This window comes from Pseudomonas sp. SW-3, from assembly GCF_016615645.1.
Lineage (GTDB): Bacteria > Pseudomonadota > Gammaproteobacteria > Pseudomonadales > Pseudomonadaceae > Aquipseudomonas > Aquipseudomonas mandelii.
Window position 1 is genome coordinate 3,588,073 of sequence record NZ_CP067098.1, and the last position, 20,239, is coordinate 3,608,311.

Annotated in this window: 17 protein-coding genes and 1 tRNA gene; 12 read left to right on the forward strand and 6 right to left on the reverse strand. The window is 56.6% G+C overall.

Annotation, left to right across the window (positions count from 1 at the left end):
• Positions 1-119 precede the first annotated feature (119 nt).
• The 10 genes from xylF to JIO00_RS29840 all read left to right on the forward strand — a co-directional run bounded on the left by xylF (position 120) and on the right by JIO00_RS29840 (position 10,395).
• On the forward strand, positions 120-1,121 hold the full coding sequence (gene xylF / locus JIO00_RS16010; protein WP_010460800.1) for a D-xylose ABC transporter substrate-binding protein: 1,002 nt from the start codon (positions 120-122) through the stop codon (positions 1,119-1,121).
• A gap of 99 nt (positions 1,122-1,220) precedes the next feature.
• Positions 1,221-2,777, forward strand: a complete 1,557-nt coding sequence (gene xylG / locus JIO00_RS16015; protein WP_200666266.1) for a D-xylose ABC transporter ATP-binding protein — start codon at positions 1,221-1,223, stop codon at positions 2,775-2,777.
• On the forward strand, positions 2,777-3,913 hold the full coding sequence (locus JIO00_RS16020; protein ID WP_200666268.1) for a sugar ABC transporter permease: 1,137 nt from the start codon (positions 2,777-2,779) through the stop codon (positions 3,911-3,913). The genes xylG and JIO00_RS16020 overlap by 1 nt, the downstream gene beginning before the upstream one ends.
• 701 nt (positions 3,914-4,614) lie before the next feature.
• Positions 4,615-5,079: a thiol-disulfide oxidoreductase DCC family protein gene (locus tag JIO00_RS16025; RefSeq protein WP_169857658.1), complete on the forward strand. Its 465-nt coding sequence runs from the start codon at positions 4,615-4,617 to the stop codon at positions 5,077-5,079.
• A 145-nt stretch (positions 5,080-5,224) separates the two neighbouring features.
• A complete protein-coding gene (gene folE, locus JIO00_RS16030) occupies positions 5,225-5,785 on the forward strand; it encodes a GTP cyclohydrolase I FolE (RefSeq protein WP_010460809.1) in 561 nt (186 codons plus the stop codon).
• Between the two features lie 35 nt (positions 5,786-5,820).
• Positions 5,821-6,531, forward strand: a complete 711-nt coding sequence (locus JIO00_RS16035) for an SDR family NAD(P)-dependent oxidoreductase (RefSeq protein WP_200666269.1) — start codon at positions 5,821-5,823, stop codon at positions 6,529-6,531.
• Positions 6,532-6,545: 14 nt separating this feature from the next.
• Positions 6,546-6,851 carry a DUF6482 family protein gene (locus JIO00_RS16040; protein ID WP_200666271.1) on the forward strand — a complete coding sequence of 102 codons (306 nt, stop codon included), beginning with the start codon at positions 6,546-6,548 and terminating at the stop codon, positions 6,849-6,851.
• A 25-nt stretch (positions 6,852-6,876) separates the two neighbouring features.
• Positions 6,877-8,415: a cryptochrome/photolyase family protein gene (locus JIO00_RS16045; protein WP_200666273.1), complete on the forward strand. Its 1,539-nt coding sequence runs from the start codon at positions 6,877-6,879 to the stop codon at positions 8,413-8,415.
• A gap of 574 nt (positions 8,416-8,989) precedes the next feature.
• A complete protein-coding gene (locus JIO00_RS16050; RefSeq protein ID WP_200666275.1) occupies positions 8,990-9,958 on the forward strand; it encodes an EamA family transporter in 969 nt (322 codons plus the stop codon).
• A gap of 116 nt (positions 9,959-10,074) precedes the next feature.
• The gene (locus tag JIO00_RS29840; protein WP_077747713.1) at positions 10,075-10,395 is read left to right on the forward strand and encodes a hypothetical protein; all 321 of its coding nucleotides are present in this window, start codon (positions 10,075-10,077) and stop codon (positions 10,393-10,395) included.
• A gap of 161 nt (positions 10,396-10,556) precedes the next feature.
• On the opposite strand, the gene JIO00_RS16055 is transcribed toward JIO00_RS29840, so the two are convergent.
• Positions 10,557-12,446, reverse strand: coding sequence for a sigma-54-dependent Fis family transcriptional regulator (locus JIO00_RS16055; protein ID WP_200666277.1), 1,890 nt, complete (start codon positions 12,444-12,446; stop codon positions 10,557-10,559).
• A 243-nt stretch (positions 12,447-12,689) separates the two neighbouring features.
• On the opposite strand from JIO00_RS16055, the gene JIO00_RS16060 reads away from it, so the two are divergent.
• Positions 12,690-14,513, forward strand: a complete 1,824-nt coding sequence (locus JIO00_RS16060; RefSeq protein ID WP_169857654.1) for an NAD(P)/FAD-dependent oxidoreductase — start codon at positions 12,690-12,692, stop codon at positions 14,511-14,513.
• Between the two features lie 30 nt (positions 14,514-14,543).
• On the opposite strand, the gene JIO00_RS16065 is transcribed toward JIO00_RS16060, so the two are convergent.
• A complete protein-coding gene (locus JIO00_RS16065; protein WP_169857653.1) occupies positions 14,544-15,464 on the reverse strand; it encodes a LysR family transcriptional regulator in 921 nt (306 codons plus the stop codon).
• Positions 15,465-15,578: 114 nt separating this feature from the next.
• On the opposite strand from JIO00_RS16065, the gene JIO00_RS16070 reads away from it, so the two are divergent.
• The gene (locus JIO00_RS16070; RefSeq protein WP_010460826.1) at positions 15,579-16,448 is read left to right on the forward strand and encodes an NmrA family NAD(P)-binding protein; all 870 of its coding nucleotides are present in this window, start codon (positions 15,579-15,581) and stop codon (positions 16,446-16,448) included.
• A 476-nt stretch (positions 16,449-16,924) separates the two neighbouring features.
• On the opposite strand, the gene JIO00_RS16075 is transcribed toward JIO00_RS16070, so the two are convergent.
• The 4 genes from JIO00_RS16075 to gacA form a co-directional block, all read right to left on the reverse strand.
• Positions 16,925-17,000: transfer RNA gene (locus JIO00_RS16075), tRNA-Gly, on the reverse strand.
• Positions 17,001-17,063: 63 nt separating this feature from the next.
• Positions 17,064-17,624: a CDP-diacylglycerol--glycerol-3-phosphate 3-phosphatidyltransferase gene (pgsA, locus tag JIO00_RS16080; protein WP_010460829.1), complete on the reverse strand. Its 561-nt coding sequence runs from the start codon at positions 17,622-17,624 to the stop codon at positions 17,064-17,066.
• Positions 17,625-17,656: 32 nt separating this feature from the next.
• Positions 17,657-19,480, reverse strand: a complete 1,824-nt coding sequence (gene uvrC, locus JIO00_RS16085; RefSeq protein WP_010460831.1) for an excinuclease ABC subunit UvrC — start codon at positions 19,478-19,480, stop codon at positions 17,657-17,659.
• Between the two features lie 2 nt (positions 19,481-19,482).
• Positions 19,483-20,124, reverse strand: coding sequence for a response regulator transcription factor GacA (gene gacA / locus JIO00_RS16090; RefSeq protein ID WP_008015884.1), 642 nt, complete (start codon positions 20,122-20,124; stop codon positions 19,483-19,485).
• Between the last annotated feature and the right edge of the window lie 115 nt (positions 20,125-20,239).

A 20,239-nucleotide genomic window follows, 5' to 3' on the forward strand; every position in this document is an offset into this window, starting at 1 on the left:
CTGTGACATTTACGCGACAAATCTGTGTCCGCAACGCCTGCCGACTCTCTACAGTCCTACCAGCCCGATACTCATCATCAGGCAGTGTCTTTCCAACAACAATAAAAGGACGCACCACCATGAAGAACGTAAAACGCACGCTATTGGCCGGCGCCTTGGCTCTGCTGTCGTTGCCGGTGATGGCCGATGCCGCCCACCCGAAAATCGGTTTCTCCATTGATGATCTGCGGCTGGAGCGCTGGTCACGGGACCGCGATTACTTTGTCGCGGCAGCGGATAAAATGGACGCCAAGGTCTTCGTGCAATCGGCCGATGGCAACGAGCAAAAGCAGATCTCGCAAATCGAAAACCTCATTTCCCGCGGCGTCGATGTGATCGTCATCGTGCCGTTCAATGCCACCGTCCTGACCAACGCCGTCGCCGAAGCGAAGAAGGCCGGAATCAAGGTTGTGTCTTATGACCGTCTGATTCTCAACGCCGATATCGACGCGTACATTTCATTCGATAACGAAAAGGTCGGCGAAATGCAGGCCAGCGGCGTGCTGCACGCAGCGCCCAAGGGCAATTACTTTCTGCTGGGTGGCGCGCCCACCGACAACAACGCAAAAGTTCTGCGCGAAGGGCAGATGAAAGTGCTGCAGCCGGCCATCGACAAGGGGGACATCAAGATTGTTGGCCAACAATGGGTGAAGGAATGGAGCCCGACCGAAGCGCTGAGCATTGTTGAAAACGCCTTGACCCGCAACGACAACAAAATCGATGGCATCGTTGCCTCCAACGACGCCACGGCAGGAGGCGCCATCCAGGCATTGGCGTCTCAGCAACTGGCTGGCAAGGTGCCGATTTCTGGGCAAGACGCGGACCTTGCAGCGGTCAAGCGAGTGATCGATGGCACTCAAACCATGACCGTGTACAAGCCGCTGAAACTCATCGCCTCCGAAGCCGCCAAACTCTCGGTACAACTGGCGCGTAACGAGAAACCCGCCTATAGCTCGCAGTACGACAATGGCAGCAAAAAAGTGGACACCATCCTGCTCACGCCAACCCCGTTGACCAAGGACAACATTGACCTGCTGGAGCAGGACGGGTTCTACACCAAGGCACAGATTGCCGGGAAATGAACAGCAGAGCGTAACGTCTCAACGGCCCGCTGCGGGAGCCCGGCCAGCCCCTGGTTCCTGCAGTGTCAGCCACATACCTCACGCTCATGAGTCTCTGCCATGCCCGATTATCTGCTGCAAATGAACGGTATCGTCAAAACCTTCGGCGGTGTCAAAGCGCTCGATGGCATCGACATCAAAGTCAGGCCGGGTGAGTGCGTTGGACTGTGCGGCGAGAACGGCGCCGGCAAGTCCACACTGATGAAAATCCTTTCGGCGGTCTACCCCCATGGCACTTGGGACGGCGAAATTCTCTGGGATGGTCAACCGCTCAAGGCCCAATCCATCAGCGAAACCGAAGCCGCCGGTATCGTCATCATTCACCAGGAACTGACGCTGGTTCCCGACCTGTCGGTGGCCGAGAACATTTTCATGGGCCATGAACTGACGCTGCCCGGTGGACGCATGAATTACCCGGCGATGATCCACCGTGCCGAAGCCTTGATGCGTGAACTGAAAGTGCCGGACATGAACGTGTCGCTACCGGTCTCGCAGTACGGCGGCGGCTATCAGCAACTGGTGGAAATTGCCAAGGCACTGAACAAGCAAGCGCGCCTGCTGATCCTCGACGAGCCTTCATCGGCCCTGACCCGCTCAGAAATCGAAGTGTTGCTGGACATCATCCGCGACCTCAAGGCCAAGGGTGTTGCCTGCGTCTACATCTCCCACAAGCTCGACGAAGTGGCCGCCGTGTGCGACACCATTTCAGTGATCCGTGACGGCAAGCACATCGCCACGACCGCCATGGCGGACATGGACATTGCGCAGATCATCACCCAGATGGTCGGACGGGAAATGAGCAACCTCTACCCTACCGAGCCGCACGACATCGGCGACGTGATTTTCGAGGCCCGTCACATCACCTGCTACGACGTCGATAGCCCCAAACGCAAACGGGTCGACGATATTTCGTTCGTTCTCAAACGTGGGGAAATCCTCGGAATTGCCGGCCTGGTCGGCGCCGGCCGTACAGAACTGGTGACCGCGCTGTTTGGCGCCTACCCAGGCCGCCATGAAGGCGAGGTCTGGCTGGACGGCCAACCCATCGACACCCGCACGCCGCTCAAGTCAATCCGTGCCGGTCTGTGCCTGGTGCCCGAGGACCGCAAGCGTCAAGGCATCATTCCAGACCTGGGCGTCGGCCAGAACATCACCCTGGCCGTGCTGGACGGTTACTCGAAACTGACCCGCATTGATGCTGAAGCCGAGCTGGGTTGCATCGATCGGGAAATATCGCGCTTGCACCTCAATACCGCGAGCCCGTTCCTGCCGATTACCAGTCTTTCCGGCGGCAATCAGCAAAAAGCCGTGTTGGCGAAGATGCTGCTGACCAAACCCCGGGTCCTGATCCTCGATGAGCCCACCCGGGGGGTGGATGTCGGCGCCAAGTACGAAATCTACAAGTTGATGGGAGCGCTGGCGGCCGAAGGCGTGTCGATCATCATGGTTTCCTCGGAGCTGGCCGAGGTGCTAGGTGTGTCCGACCGAGTATTGGTCATCGGCGAGGGGCAGTTGCGTGGCGACTTCATCAACCGCGAACTCACCCAGGAACAGGTGCTCGCCGCTGCACTCAGTCAATCTGGTGGCTATAACAATAATGATCGGATACCCGCGTAATGAATCAGGTCAAACAACTTTTTACCCGCTACAAAATGCTCGCGCTGCTGGTTGCCGTGGCAATGATATGGATGTTCTTCAGCTGGCAGACCGAGGGCGGATTTCTAACACCGCGCAACCTGTCCAATCTGCTGCGGCAGATGTCCATCACCGGGATTCTTGCCTGCGGCATGGTGCTGGTCATCATCAGTGGCGAGATCGATTTGTCGGTCGGCTCATTGCTGGGCTTGCTCGGTGGGGTGGCGGCCATCCTCGACGTGATCTACCACATACCGCTGCTGGCGAATCTCAGCCTTGTCGCCCTGTGCGGACTGCTGATCGGTCTTGCCAACGGCTACATGGCCGCGTACCTGCGCATCCCGTCTTTCATCGTGGGGCTGGGGGGCATGCTGGCTTTTCGCGGCATTTTACTGGGGATTACCGGCGGCACGACCATCGCCCCGGTGTCGCCGGAGCTTGTCTACATTGGCCAGGGTTATTTGCCACACACGATGGGCATGGCCCTGGGCGTTCTGCTGTTCGCATTGACGCTGTTCCTGACCTGGAAACAACGGCGCAATCGCGCGCTGCATGGTCTGGCGCCACATTCACTGGCGCGTGACGTTTTTCGAGTGCTGTTGATCGGTGCAGTGCTGGCCGGATTCGTCCAAACGCTCAACAGCTATGACGGCATCCCCGTGCCGGTTCTGCTTCTGCTGATTCTGCTGGGTGTGTTCAGCTACGTGACCAGTCAGACCGTCTTCGGTCGACGCGTCTATTCCGTGGGCAGCAACATGGAAGCAACGCGCCTGTCCGGTATCAATGTGCAAGCCGTGAAGCTCTGGATTTTCGGCATCATGGGCGTAATGTGCGCGCTCGCCGGCGTGGTGAACACGGCGCGCCTGGCCGCCGGCTCGCCCTCGGCCGGCAGCATGGGCGAACTCGACGCCATCGCTGCATGCTTTATCGGTGGCACCTCCATGCGCGGGGGCTCCGGTACGGTCTACGGTGCCCTCCTCGGCGCGCTGGTCATTACTAGCCTGGACAACGGCATGTCCATGCTTGACGTCGACAGTTACTGGCAGATGATCGTCAAAGGCAGCATTTTGGTGTTGGCCGTATGGATAGACGTGAGCACCCGGACCGGACGACGCTGATCCGCTGCGGGATGAAATCATTCACGACCGCATTGGACATAAGCCCTTTTCCTCAGGCCGAAGCCTCCCTCTTTCAATGCCGAACATAACCGCCCAAGCAATATAGGGTCGTTGATCTTGTCGAGGGAGGTTCAGCTGGCAAGCACTGAGTATTCAAGATTAGGACAGAGGCAGACGCCATTTGCGGTGGATCCGTATGGAATTGGTCAAATTCACCATCGAGCAGGCCATCATCAAGAAGGCAGCCAGGCTCATCCACAGCTATTCGAAGCCGACGCTGAGCTACTGATCAACAATGACGAGTTACTTCAGCACGAGGTGTTTGGCTCGGTGGTCGTCGTCGTTGCGGTTAATGACCGGCACCAACTGCAGCAAGCCCTGATTTTCGGGGGGATTCACCAAGGCGATTCATGAAGCCCGGCGGATTTACGGTATCGCACATTACACGTAGCACATGAGCGCCAGGCTCCTGAGCGCGGTTTCAATGCTGTCCATCTAGCCTGGCAATTGCGCCTTGACCTGATGTGCAAATTCCGGACTCCCATTGACGAACCTGCTCAAAATGCTCGGGGAAAAGTGCAGCCTTCGAATGAACACCAGCCGCTCTTCCAGTTTGAGCGTAACAGCCAAATGAATCGTGCCCATTGTCAGTCCTTTTCTTTCAGCATATCTTGTACAAAACCTATACAAGGTCGCTAGAAATGTACAATAAAAAGGATTGGCCACTGACGCTGTACTTCGACGGTCAATGTCCACTGTGTGCGCGTGAAATCAAAATCCTGAATCGACACGCCACAGAGAGTCGACTGCTTTTTATTGACATCAGCAGCGGTGCGTTCGACGCCAAGGCACTCGGGTTCACTTTCGAGCAAATGCAGTCCTCGCTGCACGCCCGTTTCGCCGATGGCCGCTGGGTAACCGGTCTGGACGCCATCTTGTGGAGCTGGCGAGCCGCAGGCCTGGGGTTTTGGGCTGCGCCATTGACATGGCGTGCCATCCGACCGCTGCTTGCTTTAGGTTATCGCTGCTTCTGCCGCTTACGCCCCCATTTGGCATGGCTTCCTCACCCTGATGGCCGCCGTCGCTGTGTGGATGACCGTTGCGGGGTGCCGGAGTCAAAACCCGCACCAGACGAGCGGCCCACGTTGAAAACAAAGCAGCCCTAGAACGCTTCGCTTTGACATTGGCCCGACGAAGAAACTGGGTCATAGCTGATCGGGTGCACAACGTGTTTTCTGGTGCGCAGCAGGCACTTTCCTACTGCCAAGGATTGCCGCCACATGAAGCGCAGCATGGCTGCGAGGAATCTAAATGAACCCATCAATAGCCAAGCATTACCGTGAAATTCTCGTCGCCGTAGGCGAGAACCCTGAGCGTGAAGGACTGCTGGACACGCCCAAGCGCGCAGCCAAAGCGATGCAATACCTTTGCAACGGTTACACGATGAGTCTGGAAGACGTGACCAACGGTGCCCTGTTCGAATCGCAAAACGATGAAATGGTCATCGTGCGCGATATCGAGCTGTATTCATTGTGTGAGCATCACCTGCTGCCCTTCATCGGCAAGGCTCATGTCGCGTACATCCCCACAGGAAGGGTACTGGGTCTATCAAAGGTCGCCCGAGTCGTCGATATGTTCGCCCGCCGCTTACAGATCCAGGAAAACCTCACAAAACAAATTGCTGATGCCATCCATCACATCACCGATGCGGCCGGCGTGGCCGTGGTCATTGAGGCAAAGCACATGTGCATGATGATGCGGGGCGTGGAAAAGCAAAACTCTGTGATGACGACCTCAGTGATGCTGGGGGCCTTTCGCGAGTCATCCGCTACGCGTCTCGAGTTCCTGCAACTGATTGGGCGACGCAGTTAAGGCCCAAAATCCGTACAAGGTGTGGGAGAGGCAAAATGAACAGTTCCTTTGAGATGAACTCACTCGGCTACGGCTACCGCGCCTTGGTGATAGGCGCCAGTGGAGCGCTCGGCGCGGCGTTTTGTGAGTTGCTCAACGAAGATCCACGATGCTCGGTTGTTCGTGAACTGGGGCGCAACAGTGCTCCAGGATTGGATCTGGAAAAGCCCGACAGCATCGCCAGCGCAGCCGCCGAATTAGCCGAAGAAGCCCCGTATCAGTTGATTTTGCATGCTGCCGGTCTGCTTCATCGCGAAGACATCAAACCTGAAAAAAGTTACACCTCTATTGAAGCGGATGCGCTTCAGGCGATATTCCAAGTCAACACACTCGGGCCTGCACTGATTTTGCGTCACTTCTTGCCCTTGCTTGACGCTCGCGGCGCAATGGCCGTGCTCTCCGCCAAGGTCGGCAGTATTGGCGATAACCGTCTGGGCGGCTGGTATGCCTATCGCGCCTCCAAGGCAGCGTTGAACATGTTGATTAAAACGGCTGCGATTGAACTAGCCCGAACACGCCCTCAGACCCGTTTGCTGAGTCTTCATCCAGGCACGGTCATTTCGGGCCTGTCCCAGCCCTTTAAAGGCGCTTCTGCCGCCAGGCCTGCAAGCCTCGCTGCCCGCGAATTGTTATCACTGATTGACCGCTTGGCGCCTGCCGACAGCGGCGATTTCTTTGCTTATAACGGAGAACGCCTACCGTGGTAGGCAGGGAGTGAACCTTGAATCTGCAAGCGTTGACCGAACGGGCCGCCAATGGCGAAGTACGACAGTTGGAGCTGCTGTCTCTGGAAGGCGGTTTTTATCTGGCGCGAGTCGGGCTGGATCACGGCCAGTTCACGTTGCTGGACGATACAGCGAAGCCTATGCACCTTCGCTCCATCAATCACCTGCGTGAGTTGTTGCAGTTTGTCCCGCCATTCCCCTGCGTGCTTGTGCAGCAGTGCGTCCATGACGAGATGTGCGGCTCACGTGAAGGGCGCATTGAGCCGTTACGCATTCCTTTCTCGCTGACTGCGCCTTGGTGAGTCACCTTCCGTTGGACTCTGTCGAATGAATAAGACTCACCGACTATGCCTGGTTTTGGGCGACCAGTTGTCCTTTGACCTGGCCTCATTGAAGGGGCTGGACAGCGAGCGTGATACGGTTTTACTGGTCGAAGTGATGGAGGAAGCCAGTCATGTGCCCCATCACCCGCAAAAAATCGCACTGATCTTCAGTGCCATGCGCCATTTTGCTGAGGCATTGCAGCAGCGTGGCATTCGCGTGCAATACGTCACGCTCGATGATCCGCAAAATAGCGGCTCGGTGCCGGGCGAGTTACGGCGCTGGCAGTCGCTGCTGCAGCCGGATGAGTTGCACCTGACAGAATGCGGTGACTGGCGCCTGGAGCAGTCGCTCAAAGATTGCGGCTTGGCGATTCAGTGGCATACCGATACCCGTTTTTACTGCACCCGATTCGAATTTGCATCCTGGGCCGAAGGCAAAAAGCAGCTGCGCATGGAGTTCTTCTACCGCGAGATGCGACGCAAGAGTGGCTTGTTGCTCAACGGCGATGGCAGCCCGGTCGGCGGCGCCTGGAACTTTGATGCCGAAAATCGCAAGGCACTGCCTAAAGGCGTTAGAGCCCCCTCACCCCTCCGTTTTTCGGCCGATGCCATCACCCAGGACGTGCTGGCGCTGGTTGCAAAAAACTTTTCCAGCCACTACGGCGCCCTCGACACCTTTGACTACCCGGTGACTCACGCCGATGCCCAAGCGCTGTGGGACTACTTCCTTGACTGGGGTCTGGCAGCCTTCGGCGACTACCAGGATGCGATGGCCAGTGATGAACCTTTCTTGTTCCATGCACGGATCAGCGCCGCGCTGAATATTGGCCTGTTGGATCTGCGTCAATTGTGCAGCGACGTCGAGGCTGCTTACTGGGCGCACAGCATTCCATTAAACGCTGCCGAAGGCTTTATCCGTCAACTCATTGGCTGGCGTGAATATGTACGCGGCGTCTACTGGCTGAAAATGCCCGACTACGCCGGCGGCAATCTGTTTGGCAACAGCAGGCCGCTTCCAGAGTTCTATTGGACAGGCGATACCAAGATGAACTGCATGGGCCAGGCGATCGGCCAAAGTTTGAAACATGCCTATGCCCACCACATCCAGCGGCTGATGGTGACCGGCAACTTTGCACTGCTGGCCGGCATCGCGCCGCCCCAGATTTGCGACTGGTACCTGGCGATCTACATGGACGCATTCGACTGGGTCGAGCTACCCAATACATTGGGCATGGTCATGCATGCCGATGGTGGTTACCTGGGCTCCAAGCCTTACTGCGCCAGTGGCCAATATATAAAGCGTATGTCCGACTACTGCCGTAACTGCGCGTACAAAGTCAGTGAAAGCACGACGGACGACGCCTGCCCTTTCAATTCGCTTTACTGGCATTTTCTAATGCGTCACGGCGACCTTTTGCGCAGCAACCAGCGCATGGGCATGGTCTATAAAAACCTCGATCGTATGACTGAATCCAAGCAGCAAGCACTCTGGGATCGTGGCCAGAAACTGCTCGCCAAACTGGATGTCGGGGAGTCGTTTTGAAGAAGAGTGAACTACCGATCAAAACCTGTGCGGTCTGCGGATTGCTCTGCCCTACTAGAAAGATCTTCCAGTCCTAAAAACTTTCGTGCTGCTACGCCGATCTCTTCCACGGAGGATTCGCGACGCCAAATTCAGATCTGCTCCCTTCCCTGCGACTCAAGATCTATCAAAACCAGTTTGCCTTTGAGGCCGCCATCATGGAACTCACGCTTTGCGTCGAGCAGCGTGGATCGGTTCAAGGTAAGCAACGGACAAGCAAGTCCTCAAGCGAATAGCTAGTTTAAAGATGTATGGCAATTGGAGAGGGCCTGAAAGGCTCTCGTCTGGCCGAATATTTTTATCGCCATAACCACCAAAAATATGGTCGGAACTGGCCTGCGCCCCTTGTCATACGATCTCCAATCGATTAACCAAAGAAGCAAAAATTACCCCTACAACGTAAAACCAGAGCCTCCAGCACCCGAACCCCTCTTGCCCGACCTACTCGAATACGATACAAATCAATCAAGTTGTACGACAACATTATAAAAATGCCCCCGCCACCTGAGTCGGCCTATCCTCTTCGAGACCTGCCATGCCCCGCCCTACGTATGCCCAAACCATACCGCCGCCCTTCCCCCGCCATCTCGCCGTGATCATACTTTTGTGCATGGGCTGCGCGTTCGCCGGTAACCATGTGGCGGCACGGGTCGCTTTTGACGATGGCGCGGGTGTGTTGTTGGCGATTTTGATGCGTTCTGGCGGGACCTTGCTGGTGCTCGCCATCCTGGTGCTGTGGCAAAAACAAAGTCTGCGTCCGCCGCCGGGTACCTGGCACTGGCAGTTGCTGTTGGGCCTTCTGATTACCGTGCAGAGCCTGTGTCTGTACTCCGCTGTAGCACGGATCCCAGTGGCGCTGGCGCTGCTGGTGGCCAACGTGTTTCCTATCTTGCTGGCGTTGCTCACCTGGGTAGTGGGTGGCCCGAGACCGACTGCACGCACCGCTACGTTGATGGGTTTGATTCTGGTTGGGCTGGTGTTTGTGTTGGATGTCCCCGGGCGTGTGTCGACCACGACCAACGTCAGCCAAGAATGGCTGCTGGGCGTCGTGTTCGCGTTCTGCGCCGCCAGCGTATTCGCATGCGCGCTGTGGATTACTGACCACAAGTTGTCTCAGGTACGTGGTTCGGTGCGCAGTCTGTTGACCATTTTTATCGTATTCGGCAGCGTCAATCTTGCGGGGTTGGCTGGCGCCCTTCCAGGCGGACTAAATCTGCCCGCGACGTCAACCGGATGGTTGGCCCTTGCCACCTTGGTGGTGCTGTACGGCACGGGTTTTATCGCACTGTTTATTTTGGTGCCTCGGCTGGACATGCCACGCAATGCGCCGGTAATGAACATCGAGCCGCTGGCGACGTTGCTGATGGGCTGGATTGTGCTGGATCAGATGCTCAATGCGGGGCAGGTTCTGGGTGGGGCGATTGTGGTCACCTGTATCGTTTTGCTGACGTATCGCACATCAGCTATCAAGGCTGACGCCAAAGCGCCACGGGCACAGTGCTAATACCAGGGATACTGCTTGGGGTTAAACAACGTAACCGCCGTCCTACCCGAGAACTTAGGTAGTCATCCATTGTGACTTCATTGAACGAGCGCCCTTTGGAAGATCGGAGGTGTGGAATGAACCCAGTAACACCCGACGGTCGTTACTTTGTTGTCAAAGGGCAGCTGTGGCGATGTTCTAATCCATCGCTTAAGGAGGATGTGCGGCAGAGTCTCGTAGATGAGCTCATGGCAGCTCGACGTGAGGTGAAGAAAGCTAAGGCTTCGGGAGACGCATCGCAAACGAAGCTGGCTCGGGAAAAGGTGCAAAAGGCCAAGGTAGCGCTCGGTGAACGGGGCCCTGTCTGGTGGGAAGATGATAGTCCTGACCTCAACAGGTACCGGGTGACGAATACTCCGTATGCGGAGTGGTTCAGCTCGCTTCATGAAGCCGAATAACTGCCGGTTCAAGGTCAATATCTGAGTGGTGATGCCAGTGGCCAATTTGAGCACGCCTTCGACACGACTATCGGCGCCCCGGTCAGGGTTGTAGCCCGCTCAAACCGACATCACTTGGCCGGTATCCTTCAAGACGTCAGTCAGACACAGCGGTTCGGCATTCAACCGGGGCGCGAAATACCATGCTGGCGCAGTTTGCGGTAGAGCGTATTACGGCTGATCCCCAGGCGGGCGGCGACATGAGCGATGTGCCAATGTTCCGCCTCAATCAACGTTAGCAGTGTCTGCCGTTCGGACACTCCAAGTGGGTTTTCGGCTAACACGGCTGGAACGGCCGGTAGCAATTCCGCCAAGTCATCCAGAGTGACACGTCCCTCCATCGACAACGCTATCAGTGTGCGCAGACACGTACGCAGCTGCCGGACATTACCCGGCCAAGGATGCGTCAGCAAACGCTCTCTAACTCCGGCCTCGAGCCGAATCCTTGCATCTTTTGTCTCTTCGCGCAGTAGAAGGTCGAGCAAACGACCCTTGTCTGAACGCTCACGTAACGGTGGGAGCTGCACGGAGAAACCGGCAATGCGATAAAACAAGTCTTCGCGAAAACGCCCTTCGACCACACAGGTGTGCAGATCCTGGTGGCTGGCACTGATAAGGCGAATATCGAGCGGACGTGCCGTCGCGCCGCCTAGGGGCACCACCTGACGTTCCTCCAGCACCCGCAGCAGGCGAGTCTGCAACGCCAGGGGCATATCGGCGATCTCATCGAGAAATAGAATGCCGCCATGGGCTTGCTCCAGCTTACCGATCATTCCGTCCTTGCGTGCGCCAGTAAAGCTGCCGCCGTGATAGCCGAACAGCTCGCTCTCGATCAGCGTTTCTGGAATGGCCGCGCAATTGATCGCTACAAACGGCTGGCTAACCCTGGAGCTGGCGCGATGCAGCGCAGCAGAAAAAGCTTCTTTGCCTGTACCGGTTTCACCTTGTAAAAACACGGGTACGTCACGCTCCAAAACACGCAATGCGCGAGCAAAGCCGCGTTGCAAGCGCGGATCTTCGAGACACACTTGCCCGTCGTCAATTTTGGGGATTGCAGGAGTGCCGGAAGGCACTCGGCGTAAGGGTTCTCGCAACTGTCCGTAGAGCTGGCGTCCGTCCAGCAGCCGCATTGGCCAGCAGACACTTGGCTGCGAGCTGGCCTGACTCATCACCTGATCGAGAGGTGTCTCCAACAGCATCGTCAGAGATTGCCCAACCACCTGCTCACGGCTGAGGCCCAGCAGCTCGAGCGCCGCATGATTGACTGAACAGATACAAGCGCTCTCGTCGAAACTGAGCAACCCCTCCCCCAATAGCCCGACGTAGCCGGACTCCGGGTGGAAGCGCAGCAAGTATCGCTGCGGATCCTGCCCCAGGAAATAACAGCTCTCGATCAAATGGGCCGTCAGGTTGGTCAATGCCATTGCTTTGAAGTGCTGCTGAAGACCTTGTTCTTGTCGCACAGAAGAGAAGTTAAGAACGGCGAGCAACTCTCCGCTCGCATCAAATATTGGGCTGGCCGAACAGGTTAAGCCGGCATGCTTGCCACGGAAATGTTGATCACGACGGATAGTGACATGCTGTCGCTCGACCAGGCAGGTGCCGACACCGTTGGTTCCCTCACAATCCTCGCTCCATACCGAACCGAGCCACAGTCCGGAACGCTGCAATTCGGCTCGTTCGGAGTCATTGAACACGCTGTCGATCGCCACACCGCGAGCGTCGGTGAGTAGCACCACGTGGCCATCACGTCCGAGCTGTTGGTGCAAGTTGCTCATCTGCCAGTGAGCCACAGCGATGATGTGTTCCAGTGGCGCGCGGTGATCCTGCAAGCGTGGATGCTCAACCACGTTAGGTGCGCGGCGACTGGCAGGATCGAGCTGATATTGATCCAGGCACCGGCGCCAGGATCGTGTGATGGCCAAGTCAGCAATAGGGCCATGGGTGGCGTGAGTACCCTGCACGGCTTGCAGCACTTGTTGTGCATGGGCGTTGATCAAGGCCGGCTTCATTATTCTTGTTCTCCGTTACGGTTAGGACACGGGTCTGTTCGCAGCTTATATGAAAAGATCGCAACCAGCGCTTTTTGCACCGAGTGACACTCTGTCATCCACCATTTTCAGAATCGTGACAGATCTGCGAATCCAAGCCTGAGCAACACCGCAGCAGCCGCTCTGCAATGGGGCTTTCGCGAAGGTGGCCCGAGCCTTGCTCAGGGGCAAGTTGTACAAAAACAACAAGATCGGAGAAGCCCCATGAACATCGCTGTTGAAACACCTCTGCACACGCCAACTGCTCAACTCGCGGCTTGGGTCGAAAACCTCGGCGAGCGTCTCGCCCAACGTGATGTGGACGGCGTACTGGAACTGTTTGCCGAAGAGTGTCACTGGCGTGACCTGCTACTTTTCAGCTGGAACCTGGTGACCCTCGAAGGCAAGCCTGCCATCCGAGACATGCTCGAAGCACGCCTCGACCAGACTCGTCCTGAGCGATGGAAACTGGAAGGTGAAGCGACGCTGAATGACGGTGTGCTCGAAGGTTGGATCAGCCTGGAAACCGAAGCGGCGCGAGGTAAAGGCTACGTTCGCCTAAAAGACGGTGTGTGCTGGACGCTGTTGACAGCCATGCGCGAGCTCAAAGGCTTTGAAGAACCCAGTGGCCGCCGTCGTCCAATGGGTGCAAGTCATGGTCACACCCACGCCGACAAACGCAACTGGTTAGAGCGTCGCCAAGATGAAGAAGCTTCGCTAGGCATTACCACCCAACCTTACTGCCTGATCGTTGGTGGCGGCCAAGGTGGGCTGGGGCTCGCTGCGCGGCTCAAGCGAATGGGCGTGCCAACTCTGATCGTCGACAAAGCCGAGCGTCCTGGAGATCAGTGGCGCGGTCGCTACAAGTCGCTGTGCCTGCACGACCCTGTCTGGTACGACCATATGCCTTACCTGCCCTTCCCCGATCACTGGCCAGTCTTCACCCCAAAAGACCAGATTGGAGACTGGCTGGAAATGTACACCAAAGTCATGGAGCTCAATTATTGGCCGCGTACCGAATGCGTGAGTGCCAACTTTGACGAGCAAAGTGGCACCTGGAAGGTTGAAGTGCAGCGCGATGGCGAGCGTGTGACTTTACAGCCCACCCAGTTGATCCTCGCCACTGGCATGTCTGGCGTCCCCAACGTTCCTGTTTACCCGGGTGCTGAGATTTTCAATGGCCAGCAGCACCATTCCAGCCGCCACCCAGGCGGGGACGCCTGGCGCGGCAAGCGCGCGGTTGTCATCGGTGCCAACAACTCTGCTCACGATATCTGCGCCGACTTGGTGGAGAACGGTGTCGAGGTGACCATGGTGCAGCGCTCCAGCACCCACATCGTACGCTCCGACAGCTTGATGGAGCTGGTCTTCGGCGGGCTCTACTCTGAAGACGCCCTGGAGACAGGCTTGACCACCGACAAGGCCGACATGCTGTTCGCCTCGATCCCCTACAAGGTAATGCCAAGCTTTCATCAACCGATCTTTGAAGCGATCAAGGAGCGTGACAAGGACTTCTACGAGGGTTTGACCAAGGCCGGCTTCATGCTCGATTTCGGTGATGACGAATCTGGCCTTTTCATGAAGTACGTCCGCCGTGGTTCTGGTTACTACATCGACGTCGGCGCCTGCGAACTCATCGCTAACGGCACGATCAAGCTCAAAAGCGCGCCAGGCCTGGGTGTCGAACGCATCGAAGCAGATGCCGTCGTCCTCAACGATGGCAGCCGCCTACCTGCAGATCTGATCGTCTACGCCACGGGCTATGGCTCAATGAATGGGTGGGCGGCGAAGCTGATTTCCCAGGAAGTCGCTGACAAGGTCGGCCGTTGCTGGGGACTGGGGTCTGGAACCACGAATGATCCTGGTCCGTATGAGGGCGAATTGCGCAACATGTGGAAGCCCACACAGCAGGAAAACCTCTGGTTCCACGGTGGCAACCTACACCAGTCACGGCATTATTCGCTGTATCTGGCGTTGCAGTTAAAGGCGCGCTTCGAAGGCTTCGACACATCCATCTACGGCCTTGCAAAGAGTCATCACACTGGCTGAGTCAGAAGGCGCCCAACCGAGGTTGGGCGCTCAATCGGCACGGAAACGCTGGCTGAGCGATCCTTGAAAATGCTCCAGCAGAAAATCCAAGAACACTCGTGTTTTGGCCGGCAAAGCTTTTCGGGACGAGAAGTACACCGAAACGACACCTAGATCCACATACCAATCCGGTAACAAACGAACTAGATCACCGCGTTGCAACCAAGGCCACGCGCGCTCCATCGGTACCAGCCCGACACCCAACCCCATCAATGCACAGCTACACAATGCTTCTGGATCGTTCATTATGGCCGTCGGTTTCAGGTTGACATCAAACCGCCCTTCTCCAGCATCCCGAAGTGTCCAGTTGAGCAAACGCCCTGTGCTGGTCGAACGCATTACGATGCCATCCACCCCCTGCAAATCGCCAGGAACAACGGGCATTGTCCGCCCCTCCAACCACTGCGGAGCTGCAACAGCGACAAGATGAAGTTTGGCCAACTCTCTCGCTACGATTCCCGGAGATAATTCAATACCGCCACCAATGGCCACATCAAAACCTTCACCAATCAAATCGACGCGACGGATTTCCAAGTGCCAGTCCGGAACTACCTCGGGGTAACGCTGTTTGAAACTTTTGAGTAGTGGCAGGACATAATCGTAAGCGAAAGACGGAGACAAATTGACCCGTAATCGCCCTGCCGGGACTTCTCGGGCATCACCTATTTGCGCGATAGCACCTTGGATGGTTTCGACGCTGCCCGAGACTTGCTGGTAGAACAATTCTCCTGCCTCAGTGAGGGTCAGGCTTCTTGTGCTGCGCTGGAAGAGTCGGGTGCCTAAATTGGCTTCGAGCCGTGCCACATTCTTACTCACGGCAGCAGCGGAAATCCCCATACGCCTGGCTGCTTCGGAAAAGCTGCTGGCCTCCGCGGCGCGAACGAACGATTCCAGATTGCCGAGGGTTTCCATGGTCATCTCCAACTTTTGGTTGAAGGTGATTCTACCGATTGGAGACTAATTTATCCCTGATGCTTTGGTCATGATTGTGCCTACCGGATCATTACGATTGGAAAGCAAAGACTCATGACAAAAATTCTAGTTACTGGCGCGACAGGCAGATTGGGCAATGCAGTCTTGCGTTCACTGGTACAAAAAATCCCGGCATCAAATGTTGTGGCAATGGCACGTGATACTGAAAAGGCTGAGCCTCTGGCTGCCTTAGGCATAGAAGTGCGCTACGGGGATTACACCGACTACGATTCGTTGGTGGCGGCATTCGAAGGAGTTGAAAAAATCTACCTGGTATCAGCCGTTGCGTTCAGTGATCGTGTTGCCCACCATACAAACGTGATCGTTGCTGCCGGCCGGGCGGGTGTTCGCCATGTGGTTTACACCAGTATTCAACGGATCAACGATGAGCTGGCACCTATTGAAGGGGTGACGGAGAGCGATATTGCTACCGAGCGACTTCTTGAAAAGTCGGGCCTCACGTACACGATTATTCAACATCCGTTATACGCCGACGACTTGCCCTTCTTCATCGGTGCCAATGCGGCAAATGAAGGCTTCAGCGTCCCAGCAGGCCAAGGTCGAATTGGGCCAGTCACCTACGCAGAGCTTGCAGAAGCAGGTGCTGCCTTGCTCACCCAGACTGGGTACGAGAACCGCACCTGCTTGCTAAATGCAGGACAGACGTGGTCATTCCAAGATGTCGCAGACGGGTTTTCTCGATTGACGGGCATGCCCATTGAGTACCAGCCAATTTCCGCTGAAGCATTCATTGCAGCTCGGGAAAGTGAAGGCTGGCCAACTGCGGTCGCGAAATTCATCAGCGGCTGGGGTAACGCCATCGATAATGGCGCTTTTGACCAGAGCAGTCGTACGCTTGAAAAACTGTTGGGCCGTAAGCCAAAACATTTGGAAGGGATGCTAAAGGAAGTCTTCAAACTTTAAGTAAAGCCACTTCCCCAAGCCCAATCTCTTGTAGCAACCGCTGGAGAAACGCCAAGCCGTTTAACCCCACTTTCTGCACCTAACCATTTTCTGTACGCCGGCAAGACTCCGGCAAAGCAGGCTGTGATCAGGTTCGGAAAGCCTGGAGGCATACAATCCCCAAACCGCTGGCGCTCCTGCGACACCACATATTGGCAATGACCTGGACCTTGAAGGACTCGAAATAGGGACGGCATTCTTGTGGAATGGGCGTCCGCTTAAAAAGGCTAAAAAGAGTGAGAGATGTACGGGTCCGGAAATGCGTCATCTATCTGGAAACGGCTATCAGCAAAGCGCGGATTTCAATGTACTCATTGATGTACTTAAAATTCGTGGCTGCAGGTAGATTTCGGTAGAATTCGCCGGAACGAAAAAAGAGGCCGAAGCCTCTATTTTCTAGATTTGCAGAGCTCAATGGAGCTCTGCAAAACAACATCTGGAGCGGGAAACGAGACTCGAACTCGCGACCCCGACCTTGGCAAGGTCGTGCTCTACCAACTGAGCTATTCCCGCGTCTTGGTGTGGCGCATTCTATAGAATCCAGAAGCCCCGTCAACCCTTTGATTCAAAAAAGTTTTATTTCTTTTCCACGTCGGTCTTCAGATGCGGCCAGGCAGCCCGCAGGTATTGGACCATGGACCACAATGTCAGTCCGGCAGATACCAGCAGCAAGGCATAACCGATCAAGACCCAGAAGGTAAAGTCCGATGGATTGGCCAGCAGGATCACCAGCGCCAGCATTTGCGCGGCGGTTTTCCATTTGCCCAGGTTCGACACGGCAACGTGAGCCCGTGCACCGAGTTCGGCCATCCACTCGCGAAGTGCCGAGACGACAATTTCGCGACCGATGATGACGGCCGCCGGCAGCGTGAGCCACAGGTTGCCGTGTTCTTGCACCAGCAACACCAGCGCAACGGCCACCATCAGCTTGTCAGCCACGGGGTCAAGGAACGCCCCGAATGGTGTGCTTTGCTCCAGACGACGGGCCAGATAACCGTCCAGCCAGTCTGTGGCGGCGGCAAATGCGAAGACCGAAGCGGAGGCCATGTAGCTCCATTGGTACGGCAGGTAGAACAGTAAAATGAAGATCGGGATGAGCAGGACGCGTAGAACGGTAATCAGATTAGGGATATTCATCGGCACAACTGGCTACGAGGTGAGGTGGCATTCTACTCGCTGTGCAGATTTGCATAAATCAACTCTGCGAGCTTTTTACTGATCCCGGGTGCTTTGGCGATCTCTTCGATGCTGGCACGAGACAGCTCCTGCAATCCACCAAAATGTTTTAACAAATCTCGGCGGCGTGTCGGTCCGACGCCTGCAACGCCCTCAAGTGTCGAGGTGCGCCGGGTTTTACCACGGCGGGCCCGGTGCCCGGTAATGGCGAAACGGTGGGCTTCATCGCGTATCTGTTGAATCAGATGCAGCGCGGGGGAATCACCGCGCAAGGTAAATTCGTGAGCTGCGTCGTTGAGGTACAGGGTTTCAAAACCGGCCTTGCGCGTCGCCCCCTTGGCCACGCCCAGCAGAATCAGATCAGGCACCGCCAGCTCATTGAGCACGTCGCGGGCCATCGACAGCTGACCCTTGCCGCCGTCAACCAGCAGAATGTCCGGCAACTTGCCCTCCCCGTCCTTCAGTTTACTGAAGCGTCGGGTCAGGGCCTGGTGCATGGCCGCATAGTCGTCGCCCGGGGTGACGCCTTCGATGTTGTAACGACGATAGTCGGACTTGATCGGGCCTTCCGGACCGAACACCACGCACGACGCCACGGTGGCTTCGCCGCTGGAGTGGCTGATGTCGTAGCACTCCAGGCGCTGTGGCGGCTCGTCCAGGTTCAAGACTTCTGCCAGGGCATCGAAACGCGCGGCGACGTGTTGACGGTTGGCCAGCCTCGCGCCCAACGCCTGCTCGGCATTGGTGACCGCCAATTGTTGCCAGCGTGCTCGCGTACCCCGTACCCGATGGCTGATGGTCAACTCGCGACCGCGCAGCTCTTCAATGGCCGCAATGAGGGTCGGAAAGTCTTCGTGAACCACGTTGACGATCAGTTCGCTCGGCAGGTCGCGCTCAGGACTGGTAATGAAGTACTGGCCGAGAAAGGCAGCCATGACCTCGGAAACGTCCTCGTCGATGCCGACCTGAGGGAAGAAGTTCTTGCTGCCCAACACCCGCCCACCGCGCACGCTGATCAGGTGAACACAGGCACCGCCCGGATTGACGAACGCAGCGATCACATCGATATCGCCGGTTCCGCCTTCCATGCTTTGCTGATCCTGGACTCGACGCAGCAGCGAAATCTGGTCACGCAACTCGGCGGCGCGCTCGAACTCGAGGTTGATCGCCGCCTCTTCCATGCCCGCGGACAACTCGTCGGTCAGCGCATTGCTGCGGCCTTCAAGGAACATCACTGAGTGGCGAACGTCCTCGGCATACACTTCGGGCTCTACCAGCCCGACACACGGGGCCTTGCAGCGCTTGATCTGGTATTGCAGACAAGGGCGCGTGCGGTTCTTGTAATAGCTGTCTTCGCACTGGCGAACAAAAAACGTTTTTTGCAGCAAGCTCAAGCTTTCGCGAATCGCGCCCGCGCTGGGATACGGACCGAAATACTTGCCCTTGGCCTTTTTCGCACCGCGATGAATGCTCAGACGAGGAAACTGACCATCCGAAAGAAAGACGTAAGGGTAGGATTTGTCATCGCGCAGCAGGATGTTATACGGCGGACGCCACTCCTTGATCAGCGTCTGCTCAAGCAGCAAGGCTTCCGTTTCGTTGGCCGTGATGGTGGTTTCGACCTGGGCGATACGGGCGACCAGCGCCGCCGTCTTGGGCGCGAGACCGGATTTGCGGAAGTAGCTCGACAGGCGATTTTTCAGGTTCTTGGCTTTGCCGACATACAGAAGGCGAGCATCGCTGTCGAACATGCGGTAGACGCCGGGGCGCCCACTGACGGTCGACAGAAAAGCGCCTGGATCAAAGACTTCGGTCATTTTCAGAGGCTGGCATCGACCATGCCGTGACGCACCGCCAACAGCGTCAGCTCGACATCACTGCTGATCGAGAGCTTCTCGAAAATGCGGTAACGGTAAGTGTTGACCGTTTTGGGCGACAGGCAGAGCTTGTCGGAAATGATCTGGACTTTCTGACAGCCGACAATCATCAATGCGATCTGGATCTCGCGTTCCGACAGCGCGTCGAAGGGCGAATCGTTGGTGGGCTGAAAGGATTTGATCGCCAGTTGCTGCGCAATCTGCGGGCTGATGTAGCGTTGCCCGGCAAACACCAGGCGAATGGCCTGGACCATTTCCGGCAACCCGGCGCCCTTGGTCAGATAACCGGCGGCACCGGCCTGCAGCAGCCGCGTAGGAAATGGATCTTCCTCGCACACGGTGACCGCGACGACTTTGATGTCCGGATGACTGCGCAATAACTTGCGCGTGGCTTCAAGACCGCCGATCCCGGGCATCTTGACGTCCATCAGCACCACATCGGGTTTCAACTCACGCGCTTTAAGCAGGGATTCCTCCCCCGACTCAGCCTGGCCGACTACTTGCAGGCCATCGATGTCAGCCAGCATTCGTGTAATGCCTGTACGAACGAGATCATGGTCATCGACTACTAGCACCCTAATCAAGCAGACACCTCGCGATATGGTCTTATTGGGTTGCCGGACACCTTAGCAAAAAGCGACTGGCAGACCTAGCGGCAAGCGCTATATAAAAAGTTTCAATACATCTTGAAAGGCTTGT